At 39.0% G+C, this 21,277-nt stretch carries 24 protein-coding genes; 9 read left to right on the forward strand and 15 right to left on the reverse strand.

All coding sequences use genetic code 11. The annotated features are described in order from the left end of the window. Positions 1–20: 20 nt before the first annotated feature. The 5 genes from thyA (at position 21) to msrA (ending at position 3,640) form a co-directional block, all read left to right on the forward strand. Positions 21–863, forward strand: coding sequence for a thymidylate synthase (thyA, locus tag IRT38_RS16220; protein ID WP_004957784.1), 843 nt, complete (start codon positions 21–23; stop codon positions 861–863). A 20-nt stretch (positions 864–883) separates the two neighbouring features. After that, positions 884–1,393: a dihydrofolate reductase gene (locus IRT38_RS16225; protein WP_004957782.1), complete on the forward strand. Its 510-nt coding sequence runs from the start codon at positions 884–886 to the stop codon at positions 1,391–1,393. Between the two features lie 20 nt (positions 1,394–1,413). Next, positions 1,414–2,469 carry a DUF4105 domain-containing protein gene (locus tag IRT38_RS16230; RefSeq protein WP_194598263.1) on the forward strand — a complete coding sequence of 352 codons (1,056 nt, stop codon included), beginning with the start codon at positions 1,414–1,416 and terminating at the stop codon, positions 2,467–2,469. 90 nt (positions 2,470–2,559) lie between these two features. Continuing rightward, the gene (locus IRT38_RS16235) at positions 2,560–3,006 is read left to right on the forward strand and encodes an META domain-containing protein (protein WP_194598264.1); all 447 of its coding nucleotides are present in this window, start codon (positions 2,560–2,562) and stop codon (positions 3,004–3,006) included. A gap of 109 nt (positions 3,007–3,115) precedes the next feature. Beyond that, positions 3,116–3,640 (forward strand): peptide-methionine (S)-S-oxide reductase MsrA, encoded by a 525-nt coding sequence (gene msrA, locus IRT38_RS16240; RefSeq protein WP_194598265.1) that lies wholly within the window; start codon positions 3,116–3,118, stop codon positions 3,638–3,640. Between the two features lie 49 nt (positions 3,641–3,689). On the opposite strand, the gene IRT38_RS16245 is transcribed toward msrA, so the two are convergent. From IRT38_RS16245 to IRT38_RS16265, 5 genes are all read right to left on the reverse strand, one after another. Further along, positions 3,690–4,094 (reverse strand): ExbD/TolR family protein, encoded by a 405-nt coding sequence (locus tag IRT38_RS16245; protein ID WP_004916491.1) that lies wholly within the window; start codon positions 4,092–4,094, stop codon positions 3,690–3,692. Position 4,095: 1 nt separating this feature from the next. Next, positions 4,096–4,716, reverse strand: a complete 621-nt coding sequence (locus IRT38_RS16250) for a MotA/TolQ/ExbB proton channel family protein (protein ID WP_004958871.1) — start codon at positions 4,714–4,716, stop codon at positions 4,096–4,098. Between the two features lie 42 nt (positions 4,717–4,758). Next, entirely contained in the window at positions 4,759–5,517 is a 759-nt protein-coding gene (locus tag IRT38_RS16255; protein WP_004916494.1) for an energy transducer TonB, read from the reverse strand. 230 nt (positions 5,518–5,747) lie between these two features. Continuing rightward, positions 5,748–6,614, reverse strand: a complete 867-nt coding sequence (gene purU / locus IRT38_RS16260; protein WP_004916496.1) for a formyltetrahydrofolate deformylase — start codon at positions 6,612–6,614, stop codon at positions 5,748–5,750. Positions 6,615–6,695: 81 nt separating this feature from the next. Beyond that, positions 6,696–7,397: a TetR/AcrR family transcriptional regulator gene (locus IRT38_RS16265; RefSeq protein ID WP_004916498.1), complete on the reverse strand. Its 702-nt coding sequence runs from the start codon at positions 7,395–7,397 to the stop codon at positions 6,696–6,698. Positions 7,398–7,518: 121 nt separating this feature from the next. Between IRT38_RS16265 and IRT38_RS16270 the strand changes: the two genes are divergently transcribed. The 4 genes from IRT38_RS16270 (at position 7,519) to IRT38_RS16285 (ending at position 11,524) form a co-directional block, all read left to right on the forward strand. Beyond that, the gene (locus tag IRT38_RS16270) at positions 7,519–8,973 is read left to right on the forward strand and encodes a coniferyl aldehyde dehydrogenase (RefSeq protein ID WP_125298795.1); all 1,455 of its coding nucleotides are present in this window, start codon (positions 7,519–7,521) and stop codon (positions 8,971–8,973) included. A gap of 168 nt (positions 8,974–9,141) precedes the next feature. After that, positions 9,142–9,378, forward strand: coding sequence for a 50S ribosomal protein L28 (rpmB, locus tag IRT38_RS16275; protein WP_004649871.1), 237 nt, complete (start codon positions 9,142–9,144; stop codon positions 9,376–9,378). Between the two features lie 12 nt (positions 9,379–9,390). Next, positions 9,391–9,546 carry a 50S ribosomal protein L33 gene (gene rpmG / locus IRT38_RS16280; protein WP_003654787.1) on the forward strand — a complete coding sequence of 52 codons (156 nt, stop codon included), beginning with the start codon at positions 9,391–9,393 and terminating at the stop codon, positions 9,544–9,546. Between the two features lie 262 nt (positions 9,547–9,808). Continuing rightward, positions 9,809–11,524, forward strand: coding sequence for a cation:proton antiporter (locus IRT38_RS16285; protein ID WP_194598266.1), 1,716 nt, complete (start codon positions 9,809–9,811; stop codon positions 11,522–11,524). Between the two features lie 47 nt (positions 11,525–11,571). Here the strand turns inward: IRT38_RS16285 and IRT38_RS16290 are convergent, their stop codons facing one another. The 10 genes from IRT38_RS16290 to IRT38_RS16335 all read right to left on the reverse strand — a co-directional run bounded on the left by IRT38_RS16290 (position 11,572) and on the right by IRT38_RS16335 (position 21,231). Next, on the reverse strand, positions 11,572–11,850 hold the full coding sequence (locus IRT38_RS16290; RefSeq protein WP_004916505.1) for a hypothetical protein: 279 nt from the start codon (positions 11,848–11,850) through the stop codon (positions 11,572–11,574). 116 nt (positions 11,851–11,966) lie between these two features. Next, positions 11,967–12,470, reverse strand: a complete 504-nt coding sequence (locus IRT38_RS16295) for a DUF6586 family protein (protein WP_004916508.1) — start codon at positions 12,468–12,470, stop codon at positions 11,967–11,969. Positions 12,471–12,551: 81 nt separating this feature from the next. Next, complete coding sequence (locus tag IRT38_RS16300; RefSeq protein ID WP_026057354.1) at positions 12,552–12,899, reverse strand: ASCH domain-containing protein; 348 nt, start codon at positions 12,897–12,899, stop codon at positions 12,552–12,554. Positions 12,900–12,905: 6 nt separating this feature from the next. Continuing rightward, positions 12,906–13,151 (reverse strand): RNA recognition motif domain-containing protein, encoded by a 246-nt coding sequence (locus IRT38_RS16305; protein ID WP_004916519.1) that lies wholly within the window; start codon positions 13,149–13,151, stop codon positions 12,906–12,908. A 58-nt stretch (positions 13,152–13,209) separates the two neighbouring features. After that, positions 13,210–15,189, reverse strand: a complete 1,980-nt coding sequence (locus IRT38_RS16310; RefSeq protein WP_194598267.1) for an ATP-dependent helicase — start codon at positions 15,187–15,189, stop codon at positions 13,210–13,212. Positions 15,190–15,311: 122 nt separating this feature from the next. Further along, a complete protein-coding gene (locus IRT38_RS16315) occupies positions 15,312–15,884 on the reverse strand; it encodes an HdeD family acid-resistance protein (protein ID WP_004659074.1) in 573 nt (190 codons plus the stop codon). A gap of 168 nt (positions 15,885–16,052) precedes the next feature. Next, positions 16,053–16,811 carry a hypothetical protein gene (locus IRT38_RS16320; protein ID WP_194598268.1) on the reverse strand — a complete coding sequence of 253 codons (759 nt, stop codon included), beginning with the start codon at positions 16,809–16,811 and terminating at the stop codon, positions 16,053–16,055. 88 nt (positions 16,812–16,899) lie between these two features. After that, the gene (topA, locus tag IRT38_RS16325) at positions 16,900–19,539 is read right to left on the reverse strand and encodes a type I DNA topoisomerase (protein WP_194598269.1); all 2,640 of its coding nucleotides are present in this window, start codon (positions 19,537–19,539) and stop codon (positions 16,900–16,902) included. Positions 19,540–19,572: 33 nt separating this feature from the next. Continuing rightward, positions 19,573–20,022: a hypothetical protein gene (locus IRT38_RS16330; RefSeq protein WP_004958841.1), complete on the reverse strand. Its 450-nt coding sequence runs from the start codon at positions 20,020–20,022 to the stop codon at positions 19,573–19,575. Positions 20,023–20,088: 66 nt separating this feature from the next. Beyond that, positions 20,089–21,231: a PIN domain-containing protein gene (locus tag IRT38_RS16335; protein WP_194598270.1), complete on the reverse strand. Its 1,143-nt coding sequence runs from the start codon at positions 21,229–21,231 to the stop codon at positions 20,089–20,091. Positions 21,232–21,277: the final 46 nt, after the last annotated feature.

A 21,277-nucleotide genomic window follows, 5' to 3' on the forward strand; every position in this document is an offset into this window, starting at 1 on the left:
AAACGATTTTAGAGAGCGTTATGCGTACATATTTAGACCTTTTACAACATATCCTAGACAATGGCGGTGACAAGGGTGACCGTACAGGTACAGGTACACGTTCAGTATTTGGTCATCAAATGCGTTTTGATCTTTCTAAAGGTTTTCCATTACTAACCACTAAGAAAGTTCACTTTCGTTCAATAGTAATTGAGCTTCTTTGGTTCCTCAAAGGTGATACTAACGTTCAATATCTCAAAGACAATAAAGTCACTATTTGGGATGAATGGGCAACTGCTGAGCAAACTGCTCGCTTCGGTCGACCTGAAGGTGAGCTTGGTCCTGTATATGGGCATCAGTGGCGTAACTTTGGTGCTACTCAAAATGAAGATGGTAGTTACCAACAAAATGGTTTTGACCAAATTAAATGGCTCGTCAATGAAATCAAAACCAATCCGAATTCACGTCGCTTAATCGTTTCGGGCTGGAATCCAAATGAGGCAGGTAAGGTTGCTTTACCACCTTGTCATACACTGTTCCAATTTTTTGTACATGATAACAAACTCTCCTGCCAACTTTATCAACGTAGTGCAGATGTATTTTTAGGTGTGCCATTTAATATTGCTAGCTATGCCCTACTCACCCATATGATTGCACAAGTCTGTGGTTTAGATGTTGGGGACTTTGTTTGGACTGGTGGTGATACACACTTATATGCAAACCACTTTGAGCAAGCGAAATTACAACTTACTCGTGAACCGTTACCGTTATGTCAGTTAAAGCTCAATCCTGATGTCAAAGATATTTTCGACTTTAAGTTTGAAGACATTGAAATCGTAGGATACGAATCACATCCAGCAATTAAAGCACCTGTAGCAGTTTAACGATAAGTGAGATCAAGAAAATGGCATGGCAAGGTATCGAAGTTGTTCACGTTGTCGCAATGGATAAGAACAACTGTATCGGCAAAGGCAATGCATTGCCTTGGCATATCTCTGCTGATCTAAAACATTTCAAAGCGATTACTCAAGGTGGCGTTGTCATCATGGGTCGTAAAACTTTAGAGTCTATGGGTCGCGCGCTACCTAATCGTGTGAATTGGGTGATTACTCGTGATCCATCATGGCAATTTGAAGGTGTAAAGGTCGCTCATAGCATTGAAGATGCCTTAAATGAAGCACTTACAGACGTACAACATTCTGAAAAAGCGTCTTTATTTATTATTGGTGGTGGAGAGATTTTCACTCAAACCCTCAACATCGCTGATCGTCTGGAATTGACTCATGTTGATTTAGATGTACAAGGTGATGCACATTACCCGAAAATCTCTGAGGATTTCCAAAAAGTAAACTCAGAACATCATCAAGATGAAAAATCGCTGGTTAAGTTTGAGTTTGCGACCTATCAAAAATAAATAATGGATCGCACAGGACTATGCAGAATATTGGATCACGTGAGTTTTTTCTCGCTTTAGGAATAGGTCTGCTCCATAGTCTTTTCACCTTATTTGTGGTCCTGTCTAGCGTGTGGTTATGTCTTGCACTTTGGATCCAACAGCCTCTTGGTTCAGTCTTCAGTCGTATTGTGATTGTGGTCTGGACCATTTTTGCTTTAAGTCTAATTGGTGTATACGTTAGTGGTCATCTTTTCAGTCGTCGTACAGATATCATTATTTACTGCCTTGCATTTGCTTGTTCATTGATCTGGTATTTTTCCATTCAAGCCAAGCAAGACCGCGAATGGGATCCTGAAGTTGCACAGCAGCTTTACTATGAAAAACAAGGTGATCTTGTCCATTTGCATAATATTCGGAACTTTAGCTGGCATACAGATGGAAGCTATGAAATACACTGGGAAGATCGCAAAATAGATTTAAATAAAATCACAGGTGTTAATGTCATTACTTCCTACTGGATGGGTCCACAGATTGCACACACCCTAGTAAGTTTTGATTTTTCAGATCAAAAACCTCTGGTTTTCTCAATTGAAATCCGAAAAGAAAAAGGCGAAGAATTCTCTGCTGTGGGAGGTTTTTTTCGAAAATATGAACTTAGCCTAGTTGCATCAGATGAAAAAGATATTGTGTATACACGCAGTAACGTTCGTCATGAGCAAGTGTATTTGTTTCCAATCAAAATGCCCGCAGATCAACGTAAGGCATTATTTATAGAGTATTTACACAAGGCAGATGAATTACGAGCAGAAGCAAAATGGTACAATACTTTAACCAGTAACTGTACTACGCTGGTATTTGATATGGCTCAAGCAATTAATCCCCAACAACTACCTAAAGATTATCGATTGCTTGCCTCTGGATACTTACCTAATTATTTATATGATCTCGAAGTGCTCAACCAAAATTACAGCTTAAAAGATTGGTATCGTTTAGCACATATTAATCCTCGTGCTGAGCAATTTGATCAACAAATGGATCAAAGTAGTGATAATTTCTCAAAAATAATCCGTTTAGGTATTCCAACAGCAGATTAGATAACATACCGATACGAAATCCACAGCCATTCTTCATTTTTTTAACTCGCAATTAAAATAAAATATTCACATGAATAAGGAAATAAAATTATGTTAAGACCATTTCTCATCAGCCTAGGTTTAGCAACTACAGCCATCGTGAGCGCATGCGCTACGACAACATCATTAAACTCAGCTCAAACGCTTGATCATAGCACTTGGATTGCAACACAAATTCAAGGTACACAACTTGCTTCAAGTAATAACCCTCGTAGCCCACATATTCAATTTGAAAGCTCAACTCAAAGCTTTAGTGGATCAGATGGTTGCAACCGAATTCGCGGTTCATTTAAAACTGAAAATAATCAATTAAAACTGGGACCTGTCATGTCAACTAAAATGGCTTGTATAGGCGATAATGCAGCTGTTTCACGCCAATATTTAGATGCTTTATCGCAAACACAACGTTACAGTTTGAAGGCGAATACTTTGCAACTACTCGATCAATCTGGAAAGGTACTGATTCAATTTAACTCATCAGCGCACATACACCATTAAATCTAATTCACCCCATAAAAAGTACAGACTTAACTGACTCTTAGGGCTTTACTTTTTTATGGGTTCGTTTACTTTAGTAGCATTCTTAAAATAAAAATTGGGGAGTTACATGCAACAAGCTTTATTTGGCGGTGGTTGTTTTTGGTGTGTAGAAGCTGTTTTTCTACAACTTAAAGGTGTTGAAAAAGTCGTGAGTGGCTACGCCGGTGGTCATATTGCAAACCCAAGTTATGAACAAGTATGCCAAGGTGATACTCAACATGCTGAAGTCGTGCAAATTGACTTTGATGAACAGCAAATCAGTTATAGTGATTTATTAAATGTATTCTTTGCCACACATGATCCAACAACATTAAATCGTCAAGGGAATGATATTGGTACGCAATATCGCTCGGTCATCTATTATTTTAATGATGATCAAAAAGTACAAGCGCAGCAAATGATTGAAAACCTAATTAGTGAGGGTTTAAATATTGTTACAGAGCTAAGTCCCGTGCCAACGTTCTACCCAGCTGAAGATTATCATCAAAATTTTTATGCGCGCAATCCTTCACAAGGTTACTGCAATTTTAGCATTCCCCCAAAGCTCTCTAAACTACGCTCTAAGTTTACTGAGCTTCTTAAAACAGAATAGACATAAAAAAAGCAACTCGATGAGTTGCTTTTTTAAATCCTAAATCATTTTAATTTTCACTGACAAAGGCAATATCACTCAAACCTGCTTCACTAGCACGCGACATCACCTGAGCAACCGTATCATATTTCGACTCTTTATCTGCACGCAGTTGAACCGTAGGTTTTTGTTCAGCCTGCCCCGCTTCTTGGAAACGCTTTTCTAGCTCTTCTAAACTAATTATCTGAGCATCCCAAGCAACTTCGCCATTTTGATTAATGCTAATGGTGATGGCTTTCGGCGGTGGATCAATAATTTCAGCCGTGGTTTTTGGTAAGCTTAATGGAATTGATGGGTTAGCAACCGTTGCTGTGACTAAGAAAATAATCATCAATACCAACATAATGTCGATCAGAGGAATGAGATTCATCTCATTCATACCACTGTCGTGGTCTTCACCCAATTGGAAACCCATTTTAAGCTTGACCTCCAACTAAACTTTGTTGAGTCGCTTTAGCTTCGGTTTTCGTCGTGCTTTCTTGTTGCAACATCGTATCGATCAATAAACTATGTGCCTGATCTTGTAAGTCATGTGCTAAACCACGATTGAAACGTACACAGATGTTATAAGCAAGTACCGCAGGAATTGCAACTGCAAGACCAAGACCCGTCATAATCAATGCCTCACCCACTGGTGTTGCTACTTGAGCTAAACCTGCTTGACCGCTCTTACCGACAGCAACAAGCGCGTGGAAGATTCCCCAGACTGTACCAAACAAACCAACGAATGGTGCGATCGAAGCAATGGTACCCAATACAGATACGCCTTTTTCCGCTTGAGACTTTTCAGCAGAAATTTGACGTAACAATGCTTGCTCAGCAACCGCTTTACGTTGTTCAAACGTCAATGGTTGTAGTTTAGATTTGAGCGACGTCAAAGCTTGAGCAAGTTGAGCATAAGCCTGTTGTTTTAATTGGCGAGTTCCCATCAAACGTAGAATAAAAATCGTCCACGTTGCAATCGACATTGCTAAAAGGATGAAATACAGAGTTTTACTTACTGCATCTGCATGTTGCCAATAAACTGAAAAGTTCATATACGAACTCCTGATTTAATCTGTCACAAGGACTCAAATTGATTAAGGATTAAACTCAAACGGTTGCTCTGTTTTAATCGGGTAAGCAACGCCATTTTCCATATACGGTTTAAATTTAGCATTTCGCACTGCACGTAATGCTTTTTCATCTAAATTCGGTAAGCCACTACTACGGGTAATACGTGCCGTAGTCACTCGACCTTTCTCATCAGCTTCAATATACACCGTAATCAAACGAGTCTGATTTTCTAAATCTCTCGGGGTAAATGAAACTTTTGGCGAACGGCTCCATTGAATACCAGCACCTCCAATTGAAACACGTTTTGGTGATGGGTCAGCCGCAGGTTGTGGTTTCACAACTTCTTGAACAGGTTGAGGCTTTTCAACCACTTTTTCTGTTACGACAGTACTGACAACTTTCGTTTCAATCTTAGGTTCGACTTTCGGTTCTGTTTTCTGAATCACTTGTTTTGGTGTTTCAGTTTTGACTTGCTGAACTTTTTCAACTTTTTTAGGCGGTGGAGGTAAAGGTTTATCAACAACCTTGACTTCTTTCACCTCTTTTTTAGGTTCAGGTTTTGGTTGTTCTTTCGGTTTAGGCAATTCAGGCTGTGTGACTTCTTTAATTTTAACAAACTTTACTTTTAAAGGCTCTTTTTCGATTGGTCGCAGTTCAATCGTTTTCATGTGACTCACCGCCCACAAAACGCCAGCGTGTCCAATCACAACTGCAACAAGAGCAGCGATGACTTTCTTTTTCATCGAATAAGGTGCGTTGAATGTAGCAGGAGATTGACTCATAAGAATCTAAGTACCTAATAGATGATGATACTTTCGAAAAAGCGATTTCAATCATCGGATAGAACAATAAAAGTGCCGTAATAATAAATGAGAAGTGTTTTCATTTGCAACTATTTTTTTGTGAATCTGCCGATTAGCTCACAACAAACCAACAAAACCAATGTTATAACATTACAATAAATACATAAAAAAAAGCACGCGTTTATGCATGCTTTATTTTTTTAATTTATTTATTGAAAAACAACGGTTTTGTTGCCATCAACAATAATACGATCTTCTAAATGCCATTTGACCGCACGTGCCAACACATTGCGTTCAACGTCTTCACCAAGCTCACGTAATTGTTCGACGTTATAATCATGGCTTACACGTTCAACGTCCTGCTCAATGATTGGTCCCTGATCAAGATCAGCTGTTACATAATGCGCAGTTGCTCCAATCAGTTTCACTCCTTTCTCATATGCTTGTTTATATGGGTTTGCGCCCACGAAAGCAGGTAAGAATGAATGGTGAATATTGATAATCTTCATTTCCCATTGAGCAACAAAATCTTCGCTTAAGATCTGCATATAACGGGCTAAGATCAATAAATCGTTGCCCTGCATCATGTCATTGATCTGTGCATAAGCTTCAACTTTATTGTCTTTATTCACTGGCACAACGTGAAATGGGATACCAAAGTTTTCAACAGCATCACGCAAATCAGGATGGTTTGAAATGACTTGAGTAATTTCACATGGCAATGATCCACGTGCATGACGCCATAAAAGCTCTAATAAAGCATGATCAACTTTTGAAACCAAAATACCAACTTTCTTCAATTCATTTACAAAAGTCAGTTTCCACTGCATTTCATAACGCTCAGCAACGTTAGCAGCGAAGGTTTGCATCAAGGCTTCTTTACGAGATTGCAAATGATCAAGTTCAAATTCAACACGCATAAAATAACGTCCGCCCTGAGCTTCTGTCGCGTATTGATCAAGTGCGGTAATGTTTGCTCCCTGATGATACAAAAAGCTCGATACAGCTTGCACGATTCCCGGCTTGTCTTCACAAGTAATCAGTAAACGTGCTGTATTGGCAGTGGTCGTGTTCATGTGGTTAATATCACTTATTCAAATCAAATTAAAATCAAGCCGAGCATTCTAGCTCTTTTTTGCGTCTGACTAAATACCTGATCACGACTCATCGTCATTTTTAAGGTTGGATAAACTTGCAAACAAATCGGATGGACCAAGTGACCGGAGCAACTGTTCATAAGTTTGACGACTTTCACCCATTAAATATGGTCCTTCTAAAAACACCATCTGTCTCAATGCTTGCCAAACCCACTTTTCTTCTAAGTGTGTGTTATCACTGATATGCCCAGACATGTACAAGAAGTTAGTCCAGTTGGTAAGAACGATCCACAAGTTAATAATCAATGCCTCAATTTCAGAATCGGTCATCTTCATCAGACCAGCATCCACAAAGGCACGATAAATCTTTTGACCTTGTTGCATCACTTGCCCTGCAAATCGCGGGTAGATTTTTCTAAAGTCTTCGTTATTTTCTACAAGATGATAAACATCACGATGAATAAAGCGATAAGCCCAAAGTTGGTTGCTCAACACCTGAAAATAACTAATTTTATCGTTTGCATTGAGTGGACGATCAACGGGTAAGGCTAACATTTCCAATGTCTCAGCCTGATATTGCTGAGCCAACTCTTTGATAATTTCTTGTTTATTACGAAAGTGATAATACAAGTTGCCAGGGCTAATCCCCAGCTCAGCCGCAATATGATTGGTTGTAACCGAACGCTCTCCACGCTCATTAAACAACTGCAAACTGATTTGCAAAATTCTATCTTTAGTTTTGTTCGGTTTAGCGTGCGACATCGTTTTTAACCATCTATAACATTATCAATAGGTTATAAAGCAAACTCATAAAGTGACTTGACACTTTAGAGTATTTACTCTAAAAATTAAAAAATAATAAGCTTTATTTTGGTCCACTCCTATGAACAGTCAAACAAAAACAACCGCTATGACACCTCATGTTGATGTAAAACGGCTACATGATTTGCTTGATCAGCAAAAAGCAGCTTACCAACGCCATCCTGTACCAAGTGCCAAAGAACGTATTGAACGTTTGGCTCGACTTAAAAATATCTTGGTAAAATATCAAGATCAATTTGCTAACGCAATTAATCAAGATTATGGCAATCGTGCGGTAATGGAAACCAAAATTGGTGAAGTTCTTACATGTTTGGAACACATCAAATATTACAGCAAGAATTTAACAGAATGGATGAAACCATCTAAGCGTCATATCAGCATGTTACACCAACCAGCAAAAGGTTGGGTAGAATATCAACCATTGGGCGTGATCGGTGTTATTGCGCCATGGAACTACCCGTTATTGCTTTCAGTTGGTCCTTTGATTTGTGCATTGGCAGCGGGTAACCATGCCATGATCAAAATCTCAAGTGCATCATCAAACTTTGGTTATGTTCTTGAAAATGCTTTAGCAGAGGCATTTCCACAAGAGTTGGTTGCTGTTGTAAATGGTGGCGGTGTTATTTCTGATGCTTTCAGCCATCTACCATTTGATAAAATGATTTTCACAGGTTCTACATCTGTTGGTAAAACAGTGATGGCGGCGGCAGCTGAAAATCTAGTTCCTGTTATATTAGAACTTGGCGGTAAATCACCAGCTCTTGTTCATTCAGCAATGAACATTCGTGATGTAGCTCAACGTATCGCTGTTGGTAAACTTTGGAATGCGGGTCAAACTTGTGTTGCTCCAGACTATATGTTCTTACCTAAAGGCAAAACAGCAGAGTTTACAAAGCACTATAACGACTTTGTGAACACAATGTACCCAACCCTTCGTGATAATAAAGATTACACCTCTATTATCAATGACAAGCAATACAATCGTCTGCAAAGCTACTTAGAAGATGCACGTGACCAAGGCGCAACCATTGTTGAGTTGAACACGAAAAATGAATCTTTAACTGACGTTCGCAAGATTGCTCCAACATTGGTTACTGGTGTAACAACTGAAATGCAAATCATGAAGAATGAAATCTTCGGTCCAATCTTACCTGTTCTAGAATATGAACATATTGAAGATGCGATTCAGTTCATCAATAACCATCCACGTCCATTAGCATTCTATTATTTTGATATTGATAGTGCTCGTGCTGAATACGTAGCAAGTCGCACGCACTCTGGGCATTTTGGTATTAACCAAACACTGACCCACGTTGCACAAGATGATCTTCCATTTGGTGGTGTTGGTGCATCAGGTATGGGCAAATATCATGGTAAAGAAGGTTTCTTTAGCTTCTCTCATGAACGTTCAGTCATGTCGAATCCTGTAAGCCCTAAACTATATAGCTTGAAGTTCATCCTTCCACCGTATAATAAAGCGATGCATAAAGTGCTTTTAAAAACACTATTCCGCTAAGCTGATCAAGGCATGATCTATCACACTAGATCATGCTCTGTTTTTACCAAATTCGCTTGTCTTTTAATCGTATTTTTGGTATAAAACGCCCCTTGAATGATTTCATCCGTTTACTTGAATGGCTAGTTGCACGAAACGGTGCTGTATAAACTAGCAATGGAGTTCACCATGTCTAAGGTTTGCCAAGTTACCGGCAAGCGTCCTATCGTTGGTAACAACGTATCGCACGCAAACAACAAAACCAAACGCCGGTTCGAGCCGAACCTGCACCACCACCGTTTTTGGTTAGAAAGCGAAAAGCGTTTTGTACGTCTTCGTTTAACCACTAAAGGTATGCGTATTATTGATAAATTGGGTATCGAGAAAGTTGTTGCTGATCTCCGTGCTCAAGGTCAAAAGATCTAAGGAGTCTGAACAATGCGTGATAAGATTCGCCTCGTTTCTACAGCTGGTACAGGTTATTTCTATACCACTACTAAAAACAAACGTACTATGCCGGAAAAAATGGAAATCAAAAAATTTGATCCAAAAATCCGTCAACACGTAATTTTCAAAGAAGCTAAAATTAAATAATTTTAGTTCTTTAAAAAAAACGACTTCTCATGAAGTCGTTTTTTTTACTTTAAATTTCCTATCTTTTAAGATTTCTTTCTCTCACAGTATAAATGCGCTAGGCTTTAGAAAGTGTTACAGCAATTTACATAATTTTTTTTGATAAATAAAAAAATTATCATCAACAAATTCGATTTTAATTGCTAAAATTTTAAACTACTTGCTTTGGCATTTTTTATGCTTATTTTATTTTGACCTTAACCGCAACGATTAAGGAGCTTCGATGCCACATGATGTTGATTTAATTATATTACTTGCTGTTGGCTTTGGTATGGCTCTTATTTTTGGCTATATCGCAGCACGTTTACGCCTACCTCCTTTGATCGGCTATTTAATTGCGGGCATTATCATTAGCCCAAATACACCAGGTATCGTCGGTGACATTCATCTAGCTAACCAGCTTGCAGAGCTAGGTGTGATGTTTTTGATGTTTGGTGTAGGAATGCACTTCTCCCTTAACGATCTATTACAAGTCCGTCGTATTGCTTTACCTGGGGCTATTCTTCAAATCGCTGTCGCTACCCTCTTAGGTATGGGAGTTTCAATGCTCTGGGGCTGGGGTTTTGGCTCAGCACTCATTTTTGGTTTAAGTCTTTCCTGTGCCAGTACGGTTGTATTATTAAAAGCCCTAGGGGATCGTGGTTTACTTGATTCTGTTAATGGAAAAATTGCTGTCGGTTGGCTATTGGTTGAAGACCTTGTCATGGTCTTGGCTTTAGTGTTGTTACCTGCAACTGCAGTTTTACTGGGCGGGCATGCATTACCCAACACAGATCCATCTCAAAGTATTTGGGTCACGATTGGTATAACTTTACTTAAAGTCACAGGCTTTATTGCATTTATGTTGATCATCGGCAAACGACTAGTTCCGATGATCATGCAGTTTGTCGCTCGTTTGGGTTCTCGTGAGTTATTTACGCTTACGGTAGTTGCTGCAGCAGTCTCAATTGCATATGGCTCTTATGCTGTATTTGGCGTTTCTATGGCACTCGGTGCGTTCTTTGCGGGAATGGTGGTTAAAGAGTCTGACTTTAGCCATCGTGCTGAAGAAGAAACCCTTCCTCTACGTGAAATCTTTTCGATTCTATTTTTTGTTTCCGTTGGAATGCTCTTTGATCCAAGAATATTGGTCGAAGAACCACTCCATATCTTAGCTGTCGTCGCAATCATCATGGTCGGTAAAACATTAGCTGCCATGGCATTGGTTTTATTCTTCCGTTATCCAATCAATACCGCATTGACTGTCGGTGCAAGTTTGGCGCAAATCGGAGAATTCTCTTTCATTTTAGCGACGCTAGGTTTAGCTCTAGGATTACTCACACCTGAGGCGCAAAACCTCATTCTTGCAGGTGCATTATTTTCAATTACGCTTAATTCTTTTGTGTTCTCTGCAATTGAACCTGCACAACGTTGGATTCGTGAGCGCTCACATTTAGCCCGTCTACTAGAGCGTAGTGGCGACCCATTAGCAATGTTACCTGACGAAGTTGACCAATCCTACCTTCGTGATCAGGTGGTGATCATTGGCTATGGGGGTGTTGGACGTCGTATCAGTGAAAATCTAATTGAGCAGAACATCAAAGTTGTTATTGCTGAAGAAAATCGTGAGATTGTTGAGAAGTTACGTGCCAGTGGTATTGCAGCCGTGAGTGGTGAAGCCACTGAACCAAATGTATTGATCCAAGCGCATATTCAACATGCACGTTTATTGGTGATTTCACCCATGGATATCCTCGACATTCATCGAATTGTCGATATCTCAAAACAGCTAAATCCTGAAATACAGGTATTAATCTGTGCTGAGAGTAAGGAAGAAGCCGCTGTTATTCGCGAGGAAAATATTGGTGAAGTATTCTACGCAAAAGAAGAAATGGCAAAGAATATGAGCCATCATATTTTGAATCAAATCGAGCTTGCACATCAACCAAACACTCATTGATTGTTTGGTCATATAAAAAAGCGTACTCAAGGTACGCTTTTTTATTATTAGCTTAAATGTTTAGGTTTTTCATCAACGACTTCGGCTTGCCACTGATTCATTTGTTTCTCTAATAAACCAAATAGAGCTGCTTGAATCATATGTTGTGCCACAAGAGGTGTTTGATCACCTAAGATCGCTTTTACTTCTTCACTGAACTGAATTTTTACGAGAGGTTCATTTTCTGAACCTGCATTACGTAAAGCAAGCTCACCACCTTCGAGTTGAACCAATTCAAGAATCGCTTCCTGACTACCAAATAATTCTTTTAACTGTTGCATAGACATCTATTTTCTCCATGATTCAACATGGTGGCAAAGCACCCTTGCACTTTACAATCTCACGTCTTACTTATATAGGTACGGCTTGATTAGATTTCAAGTCAGTAACGATCTTGCTTGAGTTAGAATTCAACCATTTCATTACGAAAACCATCGATCAAATGACTCAATTCACGATGCCATTCTCGGAGAATCTTTGAATCTGGCAACCACGCTTGAGGACTTTGAGTGACTTTAATAATCAGGTTTGAAGATGTTTCACTTTCTGGCTCAGGAGAAGTTGGTTCAGGCGCGTATTGGCACATGCGATAAGCACGTTTTAACTCAGCAATGAACCCATCTTTGGCCAATTGCTGCAATACTGCAACCTCTGGAGAAACTTGACCTTTATCAGCCATGTGTTCTTCAATTGATTTAAATGTTGGTTGCATATCATTGAGACGATAATAGCGAACCAACTCTTGAAGAAAAGCCAAAATTGCACCATGCAAATGAAAAACTGCTGCTTCGCGATGTGCCTGTGCTTGTTGGATATTGTCAGTTTGCTCCGCTTGTTGACATGCGAGACGAGCAAAATAGAGTTTTTGATTGGTACGATCGGCATGATAGCGAGCAACACGAGACATAATAAATCCCTATTTTCATTTAAAACGAAAACTGATTGTAAAGCGTATTGGAGATGAAAAAAATAGCACTTATAGATTCAATTAAAGACGATAAAGTTTTCGTTTCGCAATTGCTTCAATTGGTTGCTTTAAAGGACGTACATTTGAAATAACCCAAGCGAAATATCCATCCGCCCAATCAGTAGCACAAGCTGCATCAATTTCTTGAGCCAACCAAGGATGTACTGACTCGATATCGATCAAAGCCACTACTTTGCACATCTCTTCATCGCCATGATTATTCAAAAAGTGCGTATTCTCAACAATCACTAAATCTTTAAGCGGTAATTTCTCAGGTTGCCACGAGCAAACCTCTAAGGTCTTTATGCCTTGTACAATTCGCTCAGCATTTAGAGCAACAATCGATAAAACTTGATATTGCTTTAAGATTATGGATTAAGCTTTATCTTCAGCTATTTTTACACGAATCCCAAGACCTTTGAGTTTTAATGTATTTAGCCCTTTCACGGCTTTAATCGCTTCGCGTGGATTTGGCATTTCAACAAAACCAAAACCTTTGGATTTACCAGTCTCAGCATCTTTGACTACAACACAAGAATCGACTTTGCCATAAGCTTTGAATAAGTCGAGGATTTCTGCGTCTGTCACCAAACGATCTAAATTGCGAACTAAAATTTTCATGTTAAAACCTAGAGATGATTCACCATGAAGTGAATCAAAAGAAATGAATCACTCTAGTTTAATCGAAATCTATGCCAAAACCTAAATTGATTGTGCTTGAGCGAGCACGATTCGTTTGCCCATATGCACGAGGAATGTCACGATGAATTTGAATGTCCACTAAATGTTGAGGTAAATCATTTAGAAAGTAGCTTTCTATTTTTCTACCCAATTCATCATACTGATCTTGTGACCATAGATTTAAATTCTGTTTGGTTAAGATCAACTCATTTTCTGCACGCGTCAATGCGACATACAAAACACGCCTCTCCTCTTCGACATCATCAAAATCCCCCTGCGCCCGTGCATGTGGATATTGATTGGGAGATACATGTGGAACATAACAGACTTTTTGTTCAGCACCTTTTGCAGAGTGAATCGTAATCAAAGTCACTAAGTCTTGATCGGGTGTCTTGTCAATTTCTGATATCGAAATTGGGTCAAGTACATATTCTTCTAAAAATTCACCAAGTGAATGATGCTTACGTGCTAATTGTTTCACCAAATCAAAATCTTTGACTCTGCGTGACCAATCTTTGGTTTTGTAGTTATTTTCTAATTGCTCATTTAAAGCATCCAAAGCTAAGCCGATACAAGCTTCCACATGCTGCTGTAATACATCTAATTGCATTAAGATCAAAATCGCTTGTTGTGGCACTTTGCCATGTCGTTCTAATCGTTGACAACGTGCTTCGATATCAGGCAACTGAATGAGCTCTTGCGCTAATTTACTTGCTCCAACATCACCTACACCATCCCAAAGCGTCAAAAAGCGCATCCAAGCTAAATCATCCTGTGGATTGACACTGACGCGAAGCAAACTTAAAACATCTTTGACATGAGCGGATTCAAGCAACTTTACGCCACCAATAAATCGATAAGGAATATTCGCCGCAATCAAAGCCCCTTCCAAATACCGCCCGCTAAAACCTGAACGTAATAAAATCATATGTTCTGCCCAAGCAGCACCCTGCGAATGCCGTTGATTTAGATCTTGAACAATCCAATTGGCTTCTTCAAACTCATTACTCAGGATATGCAATTGTGGTTTTAAACCCTTTCCTCGATAGGCTTGTAAATGCTTGTCATAACCAATTTGGCTTTGCTCAAGTAACCAATTGGATAAATCTAAAATACCTTGGGTCGAGCGATAATTCATTTCTAAAGTCAACACTTCAGCATCTGGTACACGCTCTTTAAAGTGATGAATATTTTCAAAATCTGCACCACGAAAACCATAAATAGATTGAGCATCATCCCCAACACAGAATAATTTCACCTTACCCACCAAAGGCTGCAATAAAGCCCATTGCAGTGGATTAGTATCCTGCATTTCATCGACTAACAATGCTGAACAGAAACCCGTCACCCACTTCACCAACTCAGGTGAGTTTTGTAAATGCACCGCCACAATCGAAAGAATGTCGTCATAATCGAGGAAATTACGCTCTTGCTTGCGCTGCTCATAGGCTTTCATCAATTCGGCGATTTGCGACTTATACTCTACAGCTTGCGGTAATTGCTTGAATAAAGCATCAGATAATTTGGTTTTCGTGTTCCGTGCATAAGAATATAAATCACATAATTCAGCAGCTTTCGGCAACACATTACCTTTATCCTTACCACGCAATAAGCGAAACATCAGCAATTGATCATCTCGATCAATGATACTGAATTGGGTCAAACCAAAAGCGCGTGGATTACGGCGCAAAAGATACATACAAAAGGTATGAAATGTTGAGGCACGTAAACCTTTGGATTGTGCCCCCATATGTTGTTCAACTCGCGTAACTATCTCACTGGCAGCTCGCCGGGTAAACGTTAGAATTTGGATCTGCTGTGCAGGTAAACCTTGATCAATTAAATATGCTGCTCTAGCTACAATCGTTTTGGTTTTTCCACAACCCGCCCCTGCTAAAACTAAACAGTTATGCGCAACCGTAGTGGCTGCTTGTTTTTGTTGAGGGTTGAGTTCATCAATTAGCTTGGCGAGCGTCATAAAATTGGTCAATCAGAAATGAAAGGCTATTTTAGCAGACTAAAACTGCATCGCGGTTTTCAACTATAAAACAAAAAGAGCATGTATCAACATGCTCTCAATATTTCAATAATTGTCGAATGTTAAATCACAGTTGAACTGTGTGGGAGCTGTTTGATTGCACTTGCAAAAGTTAAATAATTAATCCCTTGAAAAAGGATATCAATCGCGAGAAACATACCAAGTACCCAAAATGGTGAATCAGGTGACGATAGAATGAGAATACCTGTTAAAAGTGTTAATACACCAGAAAACAACACCCATCCCCAACCTGAGATCGGTCTTAAAATAAAGGCATTAACACTACGTATAATTCCAGCAATAATCAATGCGATTGCCAATAAATTGGTCAAAACCACTGCTGTAATCACGGGCGTAGTAAAAGCGAAATAACCAGCTGCAATATACAAAACGCCGAATAATGCCCACAACCACCGTGTCCCACCCTGAAAGACCATAAATGCAGCGATAAAATGTAAAATACCGCCGAGCATCATAAGGACACCAAAAAGAAGGACCGCTGATAATGTTGCAAAAGGCAGTGCAGCTAAAAGAACTAAACCAAAAATAACCAATAAGACACCTAATAACAGATACCATTTACGATCAGCGTGTAGCTGATTGCGAATCAGATCGTTACCCACCGTTTTCATCATTATTTACTCTTTTATCATCAATGTTATAGCTCTATTTTGAGCGTGTTCCATACACGATATTGTATAAAGCATGTTGAGAAATAATGACCGAATGTCAGGAAATCACGCTTTTTATTACATTGATCTTTTTATTTGATTGGTATGGATAAGTCAGAACTTATCCACAGATTATTGAACCCATCCTATCTCTTTTGCTGTGAGCAGACTAATAACTGTTTGTTCTAAATCATCAGGCATTTTACTTTTTTGCTCTGATAAAGGGATTCTCCCCCCCATAATTTCGGCTTCAGTTTGAGGATATAGGGGTCTTTTCTCGTATTGAGCATAGCCAATTGGAAAAAGTGGTTCGCCATTGGCTAAATTATATTTATCCGTAGCACCAAAACCATGAAGCAACTCATGTACGAGCACAACATTATTCTGTCTTTCTTGCTTATGAGCTGCGAATAAATTGACTGAACCAATACGACCTCGCTCAAGCGCAGTAGAGTGTTTCAACTCTCTTGTATTTTTTGGGTCATAATAATTCAAATATAAAGTTAAACTTGGAGAACCATCTATTGATTCATGTTGTTTCCATGCATAGAAACGAAATTTTAAACTCCACAATATATTATTGATAACACTTGGTTGTTCAGGTGTCTTAGGTGGTATTTGTTGTAATTCACGTCCTATCTGAACCATAAAATAACTACTTTGCCCACGATATTGTTGACTTTTTTTTTCTAAATACCGTTTGACCTCATAGAAATCATCTAGCTGTAATTCTTGGATATATTTTTGGGTAGAGGGTAAGCTATCAGCGTTGATGGGATGTAGCAGAATATTGATCGGTTGGTTCCAGTCTTGGTTTTGATCACGATATGCATTAATTGCTACAATCAATAAAACAACTAAAAGACATGCAACCCTAATATTTTTCCACATGTACGCCCCAAAAGTTTTAAGATTTGATTGATTATTTTGTTTATATAAAAAATGCTAGCGAGTGCTAGCATTTTTCGCAATGAATTATTTAAGCTTCAACCCATTTTCCATTTTGGAATACTAGACTCCACTTGGTTTGTTTACCTTCCGCAGTTTCTGAACCAACATACTGCTCTTGATTCTTACGGCTAAATTTAACAACTGTCGGATTACCTTCAGGATCAGTATCAGGAGCTTGCAGCAAGAATTGATATTTTGGATCAAGTTGTTCAGCTACACTACGCAATTCAGATACTTTTGGTGCACGCGTTTCACGAATTTTCGGGAATTTACTTGCAGCCAAGAATAAACCAGCAGCGCCATCACGCAAAACGAAGAAATCATCATGCTTCGTTGAACGTAGATGCTCCATTTTGATTGGGTCTACACGTGGTGGAGCAGGTTGACCACTCTTGAGTACCTTACGAGTATTGTCACAGCTAGTACATGCGAAATATGGACCAAAACGACCCGTTTTAAGCTGCATCTCACCATCACATTTATCGCATGGGATAGTCGGGCCATCATAACCCTTGATCTTGAATTCGCCTTCTTCGACTTCATAACCATCACAATCAGGGTTGTTACCACAAACATGTAATTTGCGACCACCATCCACGACATAGCTGTCCATCGCAGTACCACATTTTGGACAACGGTGTTTTGACATCAAATCAGCAGTTTCAGCACCATCATCATCCGATAACGCAGCTAATGATTCGACCGGCGTAAGGTTTAAAGTACCCTTACAGCGTTCTTTCGGTGGCAGGTTGTATCCTGAACAGCCCAAGAATACCCCTGTCGTCCCTGTACGAATTTGCATTGGACGAGAACATTCAGGACAAGCAACATCAGCTACTTCAATAGGCTGATTGCGACGCATACCGTCTTCGCCTTGAGCATTGGTCAGGCGCTTTTTGAAGTCACCGTAGAATGTATCTAGTAGCTCTTTCCAGTTACGCTCACCTGTCGCGACTTTATCGAGCTGACCTTCCAAATCTGCGGTAAAGGCATAGTTCATCAAATTATTAAAACTTTCATCGAGACGATCTGTCACGATTTCGCCCATTTTCTCGGCAAAGAGACGGCGATTTTCAAGTTTCACATAACCACGTTCTTGAATGGTTGAAATGATCGCTGCATAAGTAGAAGGTCGACCAATACCTTTCTTCTCTAATTCTTTAACTAAAGATGCTTCAGTAAAACGTGCAGGTGGCTTAGTAAAGTGTTGACTTGGATCAAGTTTTTCTAATTTGAGTACTTCACCAACTTTTACAGCCGGTAACAATACATCATCATCAGATTTATTCGCACCGCGAACTTTGGTAAAACCATCAAAAACAAGGGTACGACCTTTAGCTTTTAATTCAACATTTGCAGCTTCAACAGTTAAGGTTGAAGACAAATATTCAGCAGGTGTCATTTGGCAAGCCACAAATTGACGCCAAATCAAATCATACAAACGTTGTGCATCACGCTCTACACCTGCAAGTTTATCGCCAGTGAGTGCCACATCAGATGGACGAATTGCTTCATGGGCTTCTTGTGCCCCTGCTTTATTACCATAACGATTTGGTTGAGCAGGCAAATACTTGTCACCAAAGTTTTGCTGGATATGGTTACGAACCATATTCACTGCATCGTCGCTCAAGAAAGTGGAGTCAGTACGCATATACGTAATAAAACCACCTTCATACAATCGTTGCGCTAACATCATGGTTTTCTTAACAGAGAAACCTAAACGCGTACTTGCTGCTTGCTGTAAAGTTGAAGTGATATAAGGTGCACTTGGATTTACCTTTGTCGGTTTATCTTCACGCAACGCAACTTTATATTCAGCATCTTTCAAAACACTTAATAGTGCATCTGTTTCAGCTTTAGTCTTGAGCTTAAGTGTCTTGCCAGCTTGTTTAACAGCTTCTAGACGAATGTCTTCTTTTTTAGACATCGTGTCAGCAAACACTTGCCAATATTCTTCTGGAACAAAGGCACGAATTTCACGTTCACGTTCAACCACAAGTTTTACAGCAACAGACTGAACACGACCTGCAGATAAGCCACGGGCAATCTTTTCCCAAAGCAAAGGCGATACCATAAAACCAACTACACGGTCGAGGAAACGACGTGCTTGCTGAGCATTCACTCGATTTAAATCAAGACGAGTAGGCTGTTTAAAAGCTTCTTGGATCGCATTTTTAGTGATTTCGTTAAATACCACACGGTGATAGCGACTATCGTCACCACCTATCACTTCTCTTAAATGCCAAGCAATCGCTTCTCCTTCTCTATCCAAGTCCGTTGCGAGATAGATTGCATCAGCATCTTTGGCAAGTTTTTTTAGTTCAGCAACAACATGCTCTTTGCCAGGCAACACTTCGTAGTGTGCGACCCAATCATGCTCGGGATCAACGCCCATACGATTAATAAGTGCAGACTGAGCTTTTTCAGCTTTTTGTTCTTCAGTTAATTTAGTACGGGTTGCAGGCTTCTTTTCAGTTGTTTTTGCTCCCCCGCCTGTTGGTAAATCACGTACGTGACCAACAGATGACTTCACTATAAATTGTGAACCTAAATATTTGTTAATGGTTTTCGCTTTTGCAGGCGACTCCACAATCACTAAGGCACGTTTAGTTGCAGCAGAGTTAGAAGCTGCTGTGCTTTTGGAAGCAGAGCGTGGAGTATTCGCCATAATGAATCGTTTTTCCTATGATCAATCAATAAATTAGCGTTGTGCTAGTTCGTGTAAATAAACTTTTATATCTTCAAGCTGAGTGGCTCTGAGATCAGTTTCTTCATCCCAATACAGTCCCACACAGTTTGCCTGCATATCAATAGCATAAACTCCTTTTAATGCAATGGGTAAGTCATTAAATTTCTGATCGCCCTGCACAACCTGAAGCTTGCCATCAACAACTCTTGCACGCATAAGTGCTAAGCGAGCATCTGGAATAAGCACACTATAATAAGCAACCATACTGGCGCGTTTTTCAGATGCCATTGGAATTTTCGTCCACTCAGGCGCAACGATGAGTCGTGGGTGTAATCCCATTTTGCGAGCTTGATCGCGCATTAAACCGAGTGCTTTTTCTCTTGGACTCACACGTAAACCAAAAATAGAGCCAAGTACAAATAGTACAATGGCAACAGTTATCCAAATTCCAACATTACTCATTAAAGGTGCCCAAAACTTCCTTTTATTAGCGTTACATAAGTTGAATGAAAAAGGCAAGTTGAGTTTTTACATCTCTTCCAAATAAATATTATTTGATATTTTCATCACAAACGATTTCTGTATTTTTATTTCATTCAAAACATAAATGATTTTTTGAATCAGTTTTTCTTTAGACTCTTTCTGACAAACCTTAAAGTCAGGTATCGCCATATCCATGGGAGAATGTTGTGGCAATAATTCCAAATTTGACCATCTTCTAATATTGTTATCTATGTAAATAATTTTCCCATCATCTAAGTTCTTCACAATGCCATAACGAAGAAGAAGCTTAGATCTATTCTTAACTAAACTATCACTTTCCAACTTTAAAACTGATTTAATTGAATTATTTAAGCTAGATAAACTCGACGGCTTTCCTTGTTGCTTAATTAAATAATCACAATATTCTTTAATTTGCCGTAGATGAAATTTTTCTGAAATATCCTGGATTTCAGGGATTTCTTCAATTATCTCGGACTTATTTGGATTTTCATTGTGTGCTATTTCAGATTTATTTAAAAAAGTTTTTAAATTCTCTCGATTAAGCGTAACTCCTTGTGCGCTAAACTTAATCATCTTGAAATTCATCAACGTCTTGATTAATTTTTCAGCCTCTTTAGTCGTAACATTTGCCCATGATTTAACACCATTTAATAATGCTTTTTCATTACTTGGCATGTTTTTTAGTTTTGAAAGAATACTAATAAGATGCTTTAATTTTAATGTAAAGTCAGAATCACTTAAGTTATTTGGAGCTAAAACTAGCGATGGTTGTTCTTTTATTTTTTCAATCTCTTTCACCTCCGAAAGCATTTTAAGTTGTGATGCTTGAAAACCCATTATCCTCAACAAATCAACAATATACTCTAAAGCCCCATCATTAGACATGACATCAAAGCAAGTCTGATTTTTATCCATTTGAATTGAAAGTTGCCCTGCTAAAAATGCAAGACCAAAATCAGCAGCATCTTTACCAATTTTAGGCATTTTAATGACAACTAGCTTTTTATCCATGACAAAAGGAGAAAATTTAATTAATGCATCTAAACTTAAAGTCACAGGAGACTTTGCATAGACTAAATACACGCAAGCATAAGTTTTCAATAGTTGTAATAGCTCTTTTTCAGTTTTATGAATATTTTCAATATCCAAGAGCAAGACTTTTTTCATTTTTATCTCTAAATGTAAAATCCGCTAATTTCATCACTTTAGCGTT

The organism is Acinetobacter sp. SK-43 (assembly GCF_015351505.1).
In the GTDB taxonomy this organism is placed as follows: Bacteria; Pseudomonadota; Gammaproteobacteria; order Pseudomonadales; family Moraxellaceae; genus Acinetobacter; species Acinetobacter junii.